At 54.8% G+C, this 12,780-nt stretch carries 14 protein-coding genes; 10 read left to right on the forward strand and 4 right to left on the reverse strand.

All coding sequences use genetic code 11. The features are described from left to right. Positions 1-167: 167 nt before the first annotated feature. The 4 genes from nsrR (at position 168) to F3J37_RS26095 (ending at position 5,797) form a co-directional block, all read left to right on the forward strand. Positions 168-611 carry a nitric oxide-sensing transcriptional repressor NsrR gene (gene nsrR / locus F3J37_RS26080; RefSeq protein WP_166936527.1) on the forward strand — a complete coding sequence of 148 codons (444 nt, stop codon included), beginning with the start codon at positions 168-170 and terminating at the stop codon, positions 609-611. Positions 612-627: 16 nt separating this feature from the next. After that, positions 628-3,078, forward strand: coding sequence for a ribonuclease R (rnr, locus tag F3J37_RS26085; protein ID WP_166936528.1), 2,451 nt, complete (start codon positions 628-630; stop codon positions 3,076-3,078). Between the two features lie 266 nt (positions 3,079-3,344). Further along, a complete protein-coding gene (rlmB, locus tag F3J37_RS26090; protein WP_034829342.1) occupies positions 3,345-4,079 on the forward strand; it encodes a 23S rRNA (guanosine(2251)-2'-O)-methyltransferase RlmB in 735 nt (244 codons plus the stop codon). Positions 4,080-4,168: 89 nt separating this feature from the next. Next, positions 4,169-5,797: an isovaleryl-CoA dehydrogenase gene (locus F3J37_RS26095; RefSeq protein ID WP_166936530.1), complete on the forward strand. Its 1,629-nt coding sequence runs from the start codon at positions 4,169-4,171 to the stop codon at positions 5,795-5,797. Here the strand turns inward: F3J37_RS26095 and bsmA are convergent. Then, complete coding sequence (gene bsmA, locus F3J37_RS26100; protein WP_166936532.1) at positions 5,771-6,097, reverse strand: biofilm peroxide resistance protein BsmA; 327 nt, start codon at positions 6,095-6,097, stop codon at positions 5,771-5,773. The two genes, F3J37_RS26095 and bsmA, sit on opposite strands and share 27 nt — an antisense overlap. Positions 6,098-6,152: 55 nt before the next feature. Then, positions 6,153-8,084, reverse strand: coding sequence for a methyl-accepting chemotaxis protein (locus F3J37_RS26105; RefSeq protein WP_166936534.1), 1,932 nt, complete (start codon positions 8,082-8,084; stop codon positions 6,153-6,155). 160 nt (positions 8,085-8,244) lie between these two features. Between F3J37_RS26105 and yjfP the strand changes: the two genes are divergently transcribed. Continuing rightward, positions 8,245-8,994, forward strand: coding sequence for an esterase (yjfP, locus tag F3J37_RS26110; RefSeq protein ID WP_166936535.1), 750 nt, complete (start codon positions 8,245-8,247; stop codon positions 8,992-8,994). Between the two features lie 47 nt (positions 8,995-9,041). On the opposite strand, the gene F3J37_RS26115 is transcribed toward yjfP, so the two are convergent. Next, complete coding sequence (locus tag F3J37_RS26115) at positions 9,042-9,248, reverse strand: hypothetical protein (RefSeq protein ID WP_034829327.1); 207 nt, start codon at positions 9,246-9,248, stop codon at positions 9,042-9,044. A gap of 383 nt (positions 9,249-9,631) precedes the next feature. Between F3J37_RS26115 and rpsF the strand changes: the two genes are divergently transcribed. From rpsF to rplI, 4 genes are read left to right on the forward strand one after another with little or no spacing between them, the layout of a single operon-like run. After that, positions 9,632-10,027 (forward strand): 30S ribosomal protein S6, encoded by a 396-nt coding sequence (gene rpsF / locus F3J37_RS26120; protein ID WP_034829324.1) that lies wholly within the window; start codon positions 9,632-9,634, stop codon positions 10,025-10,027. Positions 10,028-10,033: 6 nt separating this feature from the next. Beyond that, positions 10,034-10,351, forward strand: a complete 318-nt coding sequence (priB, locus tag F3J37_RS26125; protein WP_034829319.1) for a primosomal replication protein N — start codon at positions 10,034-10,036, stop codon at positions 10,349-10,351. Between the two features lie 4 nt (positions 10,352-10,355). Beyond that, positions 10,356-10,583: a 30S ribosomal protein S18 gene (gene rpsR / locus F3J37_RS26130; RefSeq protein WP_002210155.1), complete on the forward strand. Its 228-nt coding sequence runs from the start codon at positions 10,356-10,358 to the stop codon at positions 10,581-10,583. Positions 10,584-10,622: 39 nt separating this feature from the next. Next, positions 10,623-11,072, forward strand: coding sequence for a 50S ribosomal protein L9 (gene rplI / locus F3J37_RS26135; protein ID WP_034829315.1), 450 nt, complete (start codon positions 10,623-10,625; stop codon positions 11,070-11,072). A gap of 58 nt (positions 11,073-11,130) precedes the next feature. Here rplI and F3J37_RS26140 read toward each other — a convergent pair whose 3' ends face one another. Next, complete coding sequence (locus F3J37_RS26140) at positions 11,131-11,787, reverse strand: LysM-like peptidoglycan-binding domain-containing protein (RefSeq protein ID WP_166936537.1); 657 nt, start codon at positions 11,785-11,787, stop codon at positions 11,131-11,133. A 214-nt stretch (positions 11,788-12,001) separates the two neighbouring features. Between F3J37_RS26140 and bamJ the strand changes: the two genes are divergently transcribed. Continuing rightward, entirely contained in the window at positions 12,002-12,622 is a 621-nt protein-coding gene (gene bamJ, locus F3J37_RS26145; protein ID WP_166936539.1) for a BamJ family beta-barrel-assembly machinery protein, read from the forward strand. Positions 12,623-12,780 lie beyond the last annotated feature (158 nt).

Raw genomic sequence — 12,780 nt, forward strand, 5'->3', positions numbered from 1 at the left:
CCTTTGTTTATCCGCTCTTTGACTCCGCTCACTCTCTTTTTTCTTGCAATTATCGATACTTGCTTAAGAAAAAACGCACCGGCTTCCACGCTCTGGTTTATCATCATACTTAAATACCACGCCGACCGGCGCATAACCCTAACGCCCGATGATTCACCGAGGTATATGTGCAGCTAACGAGTTTCACCGATTATGGTCTGCGTGCGCTGATTTACATGGCGACGTTGCCGGAAGGTAAGCAGACCAACATTACCGAAGTCACCGATACCTACGGGGTGTCGCGTAACCATATGGTTAAAATCATCAACCAACTCAGCCGGGCTGGCTTTGTCGCCGCGACACGCGGTAAAAACGGCGGAATTCGTTTAGGCATGGACCCGGAAAAAATCGTCATTGGTCAGGTAGTGAGAAAAATGGAGCCTTTGCAGCTGGTGAACTGTGAGGAGTGTGCCATCACACCGGCCTGTCGTCTGCGCAAGGCGCTGCACGATGCGGTCCAGATATTCCTCAAAGAGTTGGATAACTATACGTTGGCCGATCTGGTCAAAGATAACGATTCACTGTACCAAATTTTATTGTCCGAACCGCCGGTGGCAATCCAAATTAAATGACATCGGAGGAACCGTAATGTCAAAAGATCCTTATCAGGATAGAGAAGCAGAAAAGTACGACAACCCCATTCCAAGCCGCGAATTTATTCTGGCGCTGTTAGAAAAGCGTGAGAAACCCATCAATCGCGATGAAATTGCCCAGGAATTGAATATCACCAGCGAAGAGCAGCTCGAAGCGCTGCGCCGTCGTCTGCGCGCCATGGAGCGTGACGGTCAGCTGGTGTTTACCCGTCGTCAATGTTACGCCCTGCCAGAACGCCTCGACTTACTGCGCGGCAAAGTGATTGGCCATCGTGATGGCTATGGCTTCCTGCGCGTCGAAGGCCAGAAAGATGATTTCTATCTCTCTGCTGAGCAGATGAAATTTTGCCTGCACGGTGATGTGATTCTGGCCCAGCCGGGTAGTGCAGACCGTAAAGGTCGCCGTGAAGCGCGCGTGGTGCGCGTGCTGGAACCCCGTAACAGCCAAATCGTTGGCCGTTACTTTACCGATGCCGGTACTGGATTTGTGGTGCCGGATGACAGCCGCCTGAGCTTCGACATCCTGATTCCGCAGGAAGAAACCCAGGGCGCGCGCATGGGCTCGGTGGTGGTTGTAGAGATCGTCCAGCGCTCAACCCGTCGCACCAAAGCCATTGGTAAGGTCACCGAGATTCTCGGCGATAACATGGGCACCGGTCTTGCGGTCGATATGGCGCTGCGCACCCACGAGATCCCACATACCTGGCCGGAAGAAGTTGAGAAAGAGATTTCGAAACTGAAAGAGCAGGTGCCAGAGGAGGCAAAAAAAGGCCGCGTCGATCTGCGTGAATTACCGCTCGTTACCATTGATGGTGAAGATGCGCGTGACTTTGACGATGCCGTCTACTGTGAGAAAAAGCGCGGTGGTGGCTGGCGTCTATGGGTGGCGATTGCTGACGTCAGTTATTACGTGCGCCCAGGCACAGCGTTAGATAACGAAGCGCATCAGCGCGGCACGTCGGTTTACTTCCCGTCACAAGTGGTGCCGATGCTGCCGGAGATCCTCTCCAACGGTTTGTGCTCGCTGAACCCGCAGGTTGATCGCCTCTGCATGGTATGCGAGATGACCATCTCTTCCAGCGGCAAGCTCACTGGCTATAAGCACTACGAAGCGGTGATGAATTCCCATGCGCGTCTGACTTACACCAAAGTGTGGAACATTCTGCAGGGTGATACCGAACTGCGTGAGCAGTATGCCGCGCAGGTGAAACACCTTGAAGAGCTGCATCACATGTATCAGGAGTTGGAAACCGCACGTGAGCAGCGTGGCGGCATCTCCTTCGAAACTGAAGAGGCCAAATTTATCTTCAATGCGGAGCGTCGTATTGATCGCGTTGAACGTACCGTGCGTAACGATGCGCACAAGCTGATCGAAGAGTGCATGATTCTCGCCAACATCGCCTCGGCGCGTTATGTTGAGAAGCATCAGGAACCGTCACTGTTCCGCGATCACGATCGTCCAACCGAAGATAGCATCAAAAGCTTCCGCACCGTATTGAATGAGCTGGGCTTGAGCCTGCCAGGTGGCGCGAGACCGCAGCCTGTCGACTATGCCGAATTGCTCAAGCAAGTAGCCGATCGCCCCGATGCAGAAATGCTGCAAACCATGTTGCTGCGCTCAATGAAGCAAGCGGTGTACGATCCTGAAAACCGTGGTCACTTTGGCCTGGCGTTGCAGTCCTATGCGCACTTCACCTCACCGATTCGCCGTTACCCTGATCTGCTGCTACACCGCGCGATCAAATACCTGCTGGCGAAAGAGCAGGGCACGCTGAAAGGTAACACCACGCCAAATGGCGGCTATCACTACGATATGCAGCAAATGTTGCAGCTCGGTCAGCACTGTTCGATGACCGAACGCCGTGCTGATGAAGCCACGCGTGATGTCGCGGACTGGCTGAAATGTGACTTCATGCAGGATCAGGTTGGCAACGTGTTTAGCGGCGTAATCTCCAGCGTGACCGGTTTTGGCTTCTTTGTGCGTCTCAACGATCTGTTTATCGATGGCCTGGTGCACGTCTCTTCGCTGGACAACGATTACTACCGTTTCGATCCAATTGGTCAGCGTCTGATTGGCGAATCTGGTGGCCGTACTTATCGTTTAGGCGATACGGTGGAAGTGCGTGTGGAAGCGGTGCACATGGATGAGCGCAAAATCGACTTTGCGCTCATCTCCAGCAAGCGCGTACCGCGCGGCGAGGGTAAAACCGAGCGCGAACGTGAGAAGCGCGGCGGCAAGCCGCCCGCAAGACGTCGTCGTGATGCGGGTAAAAAGGGCACCTTCGAGCCAGATTCAGCGTTCCGCAGCGAGAAGAAGAAGCATGCGCCTGCTGAAAAATCGGCAAAAACTGAGAAAAAAGGCAAAAAAATCTCTGAGAAAACCCGTAAAATCGCCGCCGCCACCAAGGCCAAGCGCGGGGCGAAGAAGAAACCTAACGAAGCTTGAGGGTTGGCTCGCGAAGCCTGAAAACCTGATCGCACTTTGAAGCTGGGGTCGCCTTAAACGGCGCCCTAAAGTTAGGCCAGCGTGCTGTGATGGCGCCCGCACGACAGATTATGGATAAGCGCGTCGTGATGGCGACGTTAAGTTAGTTCAGCGTGTTGTGACGACGAGCGTACGTTAAATCAGCGCGTTTTGTAGGGTGCGCAGTTATGCGCATCGAAATTAATACTCAAATTTTCAAATCGATACATCCAACCTTGAGCAAACAAATGAGTGAAATAATTTTTGGTATTCATGCCGTGCAGGCGCTGCTGGAACGTGATCCTCAGCGTTTCCAGGAAGTCTTTATTCTCAAAGGCCGTGACGATCGTCGCCTGCAGCCGCTGATTGCCGCACTGGAAGCTCAGGGAATTGTGGTTCAGGTGGCCAACCGCCAATGGCTCGACAGCCAGGTGGAAGGCGGTGTGCATCAGGGCATCGTGGCACGCGTTAAACAGGGTAAAAACTATCAGGAAGGCGATCTGCCTGATCTGCTGCAAAGCCTGGAAAAACCGTTCCTGCTGGTACTGGATGGCGTTACCGATCCGCATAACCTCGGTGCCTGCCTGCGTAGCGCCGATGCGGCGGGCGTGCATGCCGTCATCGTGCCGAAAGATCGTGCCGCCCCGCTGAATGCCACCGCGAAAAAAGTCGCCAGTGGTGCAGCAGAGAACGTGCCATTGATTCGCGTCACCAACCTGGCACGTACCCTGCGTTTACTGCAGGAGTACAACATCTGGGTGGTTGGCACCGCAGGTGAAGCCGATCACACCGTTTACCAGAGCAAAATGACTGGCCCGATGGCGCTGGTGATGGGCGCGGAAGGCGAAGGCATGCGTCGTCTGACCCGTGAACACTGTGATGAGCTGATCAGCATCCCAATGGCGGGCAGCGTCTCTTCACTGAACGTCTCTGTCGCCACCGGCGTCTGCCTGTTCGAAGCGGTACGTCAGCGTTTGGCGTGATCCCCACCGCAAAAGTGTTTCTGAGCCAGGCATAACTGCACATCCCCCTCATACTTGAACCATGCGTTTTATGAGGGAGATGCCACATTATGACCTGGACAACCCACAGCGTTTTCAATCAGCCCCATCCTCTCAGTAACAGCAATTTATTCACCCGCGATATCGCTTTGTGCGAGGCCGTGGCACGTGAGGGTGCTGGCTGGGACCGCGAATGGCTGGCCTCTGTCGGATTGCAACTGGGCAGCGCCGAATCGCTGGAGTTAGGCCGGCTGGCGAATACCCAACCGCCGGAACTGCAGCGCTACGACGCACGCGGTGAGCGGCTGGACGAGGTGCGCTTTCACCCGGCCTGGCATCTGCTAATGCAGGGATTATGTGCCAGCCGCCTGCACAACCTCAGCTGGCAGCCCGATGTTCAGCCTAATGCGATGGTGGCGCGTGCCGCGCGCTTTATTTTGCATGCTCAGGTCGAAGCGGGTTCACTCTGCCCGGTCACCATGACGCATGCCGCCATTCCGCTACTGCAAAATCATCTGCCGGAAGCCTACGCGGATTGGCGCGAAACGCTGCTGAGCGATCGCTACGATGCGCATCACCAGCCGGGCAACAAAAAGCGCGGCCTGTTGATTGGCATGGGCATGACCGAGAAGCAGGGCGGAACCGATGTGCTCAGCAACAGCACGCGCGCGGAACCGATTGGTGTGCACGGCACAGGCGAACCTTATCGCATCACCGGCCACAAATGGTTTTTCTCCGTGCCGCAAAGCGATGCGCATCTCATTCTGGCGCAGACTTCGCAAGGGCTGAGCTGTTTCTTTCTGCCGCGTCTGCTGCCTGATGGCACGCGCAACGCGATTCGCATCGAGCGCCTGAAGGACAAGCTCGGCAACCGCTCTAATGCCAGCGCCGAAGTGGAATTTCAGGATGCGATTGGCTGGTTGATGGGCGAAGAGGGCGATGGCGTGCGGCTGATCCTGAAAATGGGCGGCATGACGCGCTTTGATTGCGCCTTGGGCAGCCATGGCTTAATGCGCCGCGCTTTGTCGATTGCCCTGCATCACGCGCAGCAGCGTCAGGTGATGGGCAAAAACCTTAGCGATCAGCCATTAATGCGCACCGTGCTGGCGCAGCAGGCCTTGCAGCTGGAAGGGCAAACCGCGCTGCTGATGCGATTAGCGCGCGCATGGTCCACCCCCGCCAGCGAGCACGAGCGTTTGTACGCACGACTGTTCACCCCCGCCGCCAAGTTTGGCATCTGCAAAGCGGGCATGCCGTTTGTGGCTGAATCGATGGAAGTGCTGGGCGGCATCGGCTACTGCGAAGAGAGTGAACTGCCGCGTCTGTACCGTGAGATGCCGGTCAATAGCATCTGGGAGGGTTCTGGCAACGTGATGTGCCTCGACGTGCTGCGCGTGCTGGGTCGCCAGGCGGACGTCATGACCATGCTCAACGATGAATTTGAAGCGGTAAAAGGCAGCAATCGCCACTTTGATCGTCGCTGGCGCCAGTTAAGGCTGCAGCTCAACCATGTGCGGGAAGGTATGGCACGTGAGGTGACGCAGGAACTGTTACAACTGGCGAGCGCGGCGATTCTATTAAAAGTGGCAGAACCGCCGTTGGCTGATGGCTGGTGCGATCAACACCTGGATATGCGGGGGCGACGTTCGTTGAGTGACGACCTCTGCACACGCTTACTGTTGCGCGCCAGCGCTGGCTGAAGGCGCACCATAGAGAATCGCAGTGCCGTACCAAAAACCGGGCAGCGTGGTTTCATCCAGCATCAGGATTTGATAGTAAACCGCACCCGCCTGATTCGCGCGTGCGGCCAGTGCGCGCTGGGCATCATCCGGTGAACCACGGGTAGAGACCGTAATATTGCCCAGCTTGCGCAAGCCATAACTTTGCGCACGACTAATCTCCTGCGCGTGGCTGGTGGGCGGCGGTGGGGCTTCCGGCGTGGTTTTAAACGCAGCACATCCGGCTAGTAATAGGCTCAACACCAGTAAAAAGCGATGCATAACACGCTCCTGAAAAGGAAGATGGCTCCAGTTTAGGCCATCTTCCCCGTTCACATCAGTCTTTCAGATGAAAAACACTCACTAGCTGCGTCAAATGATGACCTTGCTGGCTTAGCGTCTGCGCGGTGGTTTCCGATTGGGTGATCATATCGCTGCTTTGATGCGTGGCCTGGCCAATGTGATTCATTGCCAGATTCACCTGACCAATGCCCGCTGCCTGCTCTTGCGCAGCGATATTGATCTCGCCCATCAGCGTTTTCACCTGCTCAATATGGCTGACGATATGCTGCATTGCATCGCGCGTTTGCTCCGACAGCGTATGGCCAGCCGCCACCTTATCGATGGAAGTGGCGATCAAGTTATCGATCTCTTTAGCCGCATTGGCACTGCGCTGCGCCAGCGCACGCACTTCCGCTGCCACCACGGCAAAGCCTTTGCCGTGCTCACCGGCACGCGCCGCTTCCACCGCCGCGTTAAGTGCCAGAATATTGGTCTGGAAAGCGATCGATTCAATCACATGGGTGATATCGGCGATGCTCTGTGAAGCCACGCGGATCTCCGCCATAGTTTCGACCGAGCGTGCCACCGTACTGCCGCCTTGATCAACGGTGTTGGCCGCTTCACCGACCAGCGCCATCGCCTGACGCACGTTGGCCGCGGTTTGCGCCACGGTGGCACCAAACTGCTCCATGCTGGCAGAGGTCTCTTCCACGCTACTCGCCTGGCGGCTGATCTGTTCACTGATGCTGGAGCTGCTGGCGGCGATAGTGTCAGTGCCACGACTGATATCGCGTGCCGCATAGCGAACCTGACTCACCACTTTTTCCAGCCCATCGCCGATGCCGTTAATCGCCGCTACCAGTTGGCCGATTTCGTCACGACGGGTGGAATCCAGATGCGCCTGCAAATTCCCGGCTGCATATTGCTCCGCCAGATGAATCACCTGCTGCAACGGACGCGTAATAGCGCGGCGGCTGTACCAGATAAAACCCACGGCGAAAGCGATCACCAGTGCAAAGCCAATGACGATAAACAGGTTACGGCTCTGGGTAATCGGGGCCAGCAGGCTGGCGCGACTCACTTCTCCGGCAATAATCCAGTTCCAGCCCGGCAGTTGCTGCCACGCCAGTAACTTAGTCTCGCCGTCGAGCTCAATACTCATTAATCCTTTTGGCTGGGTTAACAGTTGCTGCTGGACGGTCTGATCCCAACGCGGCAATTTGCCTTCTGATTGACGATCAAACAGATACTGTCCCTGCGTGCTGCCGGCGGCACCGTTCAACACAAAGAAGTTGCCACTGTCGCCGAGATGGCGTGCCAGCACTTTGTCGCGCATCAGGGCGTATTGCGTATCGATCTGTACGCCAACGAACAGAATGGCGATCACCGCGCCGCTCTCATCCTGCACCGGCTGATACTGGGTGATATAACGATGGCCAAATAGCGTGGCCAGTCCGCGATAAACTTCGCCCTGATTAACGCTACGCCAGGCTGCGCTGCTCCGGTCAAGTCTGGTGCCAATGGCACGATTGCCATCCTCTTTTTTCAGCGAGGTGGCGATACGAACATAGTCTTCACCGTCACGCACAAAGATGGTCGACACCGCACCGGTGCGATCGAGAAAATCATCCACCGCGATTTGATCGAGGTTGAGGGTTTTCAGCCCGGCGCGCAGCGTAGGCGTGCTGAATTCGCCGACCTGAATGCGATCGTTCTCATCACGACTAAAGCGCTTGGGCAGGAAGCTCTGGAAAAGTTTGGTGTAGTTCGCCACTTCTTCAGACAACGTGGCGTTAAACATGGTGGCCATTTCATTAATGCCCAGCACCTGATTCTGCATATCGTCAGTCGCCAGCTGCTCCAGTTGACGGGCCGCGTTATGACTCAGGGTTAGGGTCAGGGTAAACAGCACAATCGCCACGCTTAAAGACGTCAATACAGACAGTTTAATGCCGAGACCCATGGCGCTGAGAGAGAGACGCTTCATAAAGTACCTATTTCAAGACTATTGGAGGGGTACAAGATCAACGGCAAATGCGGCAAAAGGTTTAGTACAGAAATTATTCTGATTAAATGTGAAGTCGCTCGCGTTTTGTCGCTCAGCGCTTACACTGTGACGGGTGATAATCATTCTCAACGGAGGCGGTATGATTGAGTTGGCAACGGAAAACCTGGCAGGTATTGAGTGTATTCATGCGGCTCCTGCCGGGCAGCGGCAGGCACGGTTACCCACCATCCTGTTTTATCACGGCTTTACCTCATCCAAAGAAGTGTACAGCTACTTCGCGGTGGCGCTGGCGCAGGCTGGGTTTCGCGTCGTGATGCCGGATGCCGACATGCACGGCGCGCGCTACAACGGCGATACCGAAGCGCGTATGACGCACTTCTGGGAGATCCTTAAACAGAACATCGACGAAGTACCACAGTTAGAAGCGGCACTGCGTGAGAAAGATTTGATTGCCGATGAGCGCTTTGCAGTGGCTGGTGCTTCGATGGGCGGCATGACCGCGTTGGGCGCGATGGTGCGCTATCCGCAGATTCATAGCGTCGCTTGTATGATGGGCTCCGGTTACTTTATGCAGCTCAGCCATACGCTGTTCCCACCGCTGGTGGCGCGCACGCCAGAGCAGAAAGAGGCCTTTGCTGCTCGCCTCGCGCCGCTGGCACCTTACGATCCCAGCCAGCAGTTGGATAAGCTGGCCAATCGCCCGCTGCTGTTATGGCACGGTGAAGCCGATGAAGTGGTGCCGTTCACTGAAACCGTCCGGCTGGAGAAAGCGCTGCGTGAAGCCGCGTTGAATGAAAAAATGACTTACCTGTCGGAAAAGCACATCGGCCACAAAATCACGCCTTCAGCCCTGACTGCACTGGTGAGTTTTTTCAAACATCAGCTGTAGAAACAACTCGGGCTGGCAAAGTGAGCCAGCCCGTTACGTCATCCGATTTACAGTTGTGAAGACAGACGATCTGCTGCACTGGTATTCGCACTGACTGGGTTACTGCCAGGCGCATCCAGCCGGTTGACATAGACATAGCCTGAAGCCGCATTGCTGCTGTTACTTCTCATCTGCTGCGCGTAGTCAGCGGAGCTGGCGAAAGCGGGTGGAGACAGGAAGAGACCCAGTAAAGTGGCGAAAATGATGGTTTTCATATTCGACTCCTCACTTCAGGGATTGCACTCTCAGACGCCGCGAATAAGCCAAACCGTTGCGCCTGTAAATAGTTTAGTTCTTCGCCACATTGATGCCAGACCGCCCTGTTGAACGCCTCCATCAGCAATTTTGAACAAACCTTCGCTAACCTGCTGAATCTTAATCCTTAGCACAAAAGGTGCGCTTAACTGGCATGGCCCAAGTGATTTGATGAATTGTGCGCTTGAGTTTCCAGGGGGACGCCAGTATGATTACGCGTCAATTTTTCAGCTGCACTCAGAGGTGTGTTTCATTTAAATGATTCACAACCTATAACGTTCCTTGCTTCCATGGGCCGCAGCTGACCCCGACAGGAGGCTGAATAATCCGTAAGGAGCTATCGATGCGTCATTACGAAATCGTATTTATGGTCCATCCTGACCAGAGCGAACAGGTTCCAGGTATGATCGAGCGTTACACTGGTGCTATCACCGGTGCACAGGGCACGATTCACCGTCTGGAAGACTGGGGCCGCCGTCAGCTGGCTTACCCAATCAACAAACTGCACAAAGCTCACTATGTTCTGCTGAACGTAGAAGCACCGCAGGAAGTGATTGACGAGCTGGAAACTAACTTCCGCTTCAACGACGCCGTTATCCGCAGCATGGTTATGCGCGTTAAGCACGCGGTAACTGAAGCATCTCCGATGGTTAAAGCGAAAGATGAGCGTCGTGATCGTCGCGAAGACTTCGCTAACGAATCATCAGATGACTCAGATGCTGGGGATTCTGAAGAGTAATCCGACATGACGGCAAATCGACTGCGCCTGTCAGGCACTGTGTGCAAGACGCCAGTTCGAAAAGTCAGTCCGTCAGGGATTCCTCACTGCCAGTTCGTGCTTGAGCACCGTTCTGTGCAGGAGGAAGCCGGTTTTCACCGGCAAGCCTGGTGTCAGATGCCGGTGATTATCAGCGGCAGCACCCATCAGGTGATTACTCAACATATAACGGTCGGTACGCAACTCGTTCTCGAAGGTTTCATTAGCTGCCATCAGGCACGCAATGGTCAGAGCAGAATGGTGTTACATGCCGAGCAGATTGAATTGATAGATTCTGGAGACTAGCCAAATGGCACGTTATTTCCGTCGTCGCAAATTCTGCCGTTTCACCGCGGAAGGCGTTGTAGAGATTGATTACAAAGACATCGCTACACTGAAAAACTACATTACCGAAAGCGGTAAAATTGTCCCGAGCCGTATCACCGGTACTCGTGCAAAATACCAGCGTCAGCTCGCTCGTTGCATCAAGCGCGCTCGCTACCTGTCCCTGCTGCCATACACTGATCGTCATCAGTAATTGGTAGTTGTCCATTAACGACTTTAAGAGGATAAGGTAATGCAAGTTATTCTGCTTGATAAAGTAGCAAACCTGGGCAGCCTGGGTGATCAGGTTAACGTTAAAGCGGGCTACGCTCGTAACTTCCTGGTTCCACAGGGCAAAGCTGTTCCTGCTACCAAGAAAAACGTTGAGTTCTTCGAAGCGCGTCGCGCTGAACTGGAAGCCAAACTGGCTGACGTTCTGGCTGCTGCTAACGCACGTGCAGAGAAAATTAATGCACTGGGCACCGTTACCATCGCGTCTAAATCAGGCGACGAAGGTAAACTGTTCGGTTCAATCGGTACCCGCGACATCGCTGATGCAGTAACTGCAGCTGGCGTTGAAGTGGCTAAGAGCGAAGTGCGTCTGCCAAACGGCGTTCTGCGTTCTACCGGTGAGCACGAAGTTGACTTCCAGGTTCATAGCGAAGTATTCGCTAAACTGGTTGTGAATGTAGTGGCTGAGTAATTTTTTACTCGGTAACGCGAAAACGCCGGCAATGTGCCGGCGTTTTTGTATCTGCGATTTACTGAGCGCGGATAAAGCTGCCGTCTGGCTGGCGAGTAAATAACACCGGGCCGTTGCTGCCATCCACCGTTAATCCTGTCACCACGCCTTGCGCGTTCTGACGAACCTTCACCTGCTGGCCATTCTTCAATGCGCTAAGCGGCTGATCGTCACCCTCGACGCGTGCCATCGCGAACACATCATTCACCGGCAGATTATTGTCGCGGAACAACTGTGCCAGCGTCTGACCTGATGCCACCGTATAGTTGTGCCACTCACCCTGAGAATCGGTTTTCGGTTGGGTGTTCTGCGGCTGCTTGTTATCGTAAATCTCTGCCTGTAACGGCACCTCTTTGCTGCTGTTATCTGCCGGGCGCTCAATCGGATATTGCGGCGTACTGCTCGGCCACAGAAACGCTAATAGCAGAACCAGCAAGGCAATCACAATGCCACGGCGATGGAAGGCCGGCAGTGGGTTCATCCAGCGCACATCATCCAGCAGATGCCAGACGCGCAGCAGCAGGGCGGGAACGCGGGAAGGGGTATCAGAAGCCATTCGTGAATCCTCCTCGCTGGCGGCCTTGCGCGGAAATTGCGGCAGCCAACGTTGCAACCTCGATAAAGTAAAAGCACGCGGTGCGCGCGTCCTGCGGCGTCGTGGGGCAATCTGGCCCATGTATTCTCTCTTTCTTAGCGCTGTACGACGAAAACGTTGCCACAGCTATAGTATGGGCAATGCGGGCACGAAGTGCCTGCCAGCATTGAAAAATTTGACCTGCGTATTGTTTCTCTTTCGCTGAGAAATGTCATCTGCGGCGCTGCAGATTTTACGCCAGCCGCCTGCGCTGTTATGCTGCCGTTTCTATTTTCTCCGGGATTAAGGAATCAAGATGACCACCCCTTCATTCGACAGCGTCGAATCACAAGCAAGTTACGGTATCGGTTTACAGGTCGGCCAGCAGCTGCAGGAATCTGGACTGCAGGGTCTGCAGCCGGAAGCACTGCTCGCAGGTCTGCGCGATGCGCTGGAAGGGAACTCACCGGCTGTGCCTGTTGATGTGGTACATCGCGCGCTGCGTGAAGTGCACGAACGTGCAGAAGGCGTTCGCCGTGAGCGTGTGGAAGCCATGGCGGCTGAAGGCCATAAATTCCTGGAGCAGAATGCGCAGCGTGAAGGCGTGAGCAGCACTGAATCTGGTCTGCAGTTCAGCGTGATCACTCAAGGCGATGGCCCAATCCCATCGCGTCAGGATCGTGTTCGTGTGCACTACACTGGCAAGCTGATCGACGGTACAGTGTTTGATAGCTCAGTGGCACGTGGCGAACCGGCTGAATTCCCGGTAAGCGGCGTAATCGCTGGCTGGATTGAAGCGCTGACCCTGATGCCAGTGGGTTCTAAGTGGGAATTAGTGATTCCACAAAACCTCGCCTACGGCGAACGCGGTGCTGGCGCATCCATCCCGCCATTCAGCACCCTGGTGTTCGAAGTCGAGCTGCTGGAAATTCTGTAAGCATTCAGCAATTCATTAAAACCGGCATAAATGCCTAATGCCGATCAGTTAAGGATCAGTTGAACGATCCAGTGGCTGTGTAAGAATCCGGAAACGCTTCGTTTCCGGATTTTTTTATGCAGCTCAGTCAGGCCCTTGATATCGTCTCTCGTTACGAT

The sequence above is a fragment of the Candidatus Pantoea communis genome (genome assembly GCF_011752685.1).
Lineage (GTDB): Bacteria > Pseudomonadota > Gammaproteobacteria > Enterobacterales > Enterobacteriaceae > Pantoea > Pantoea communis.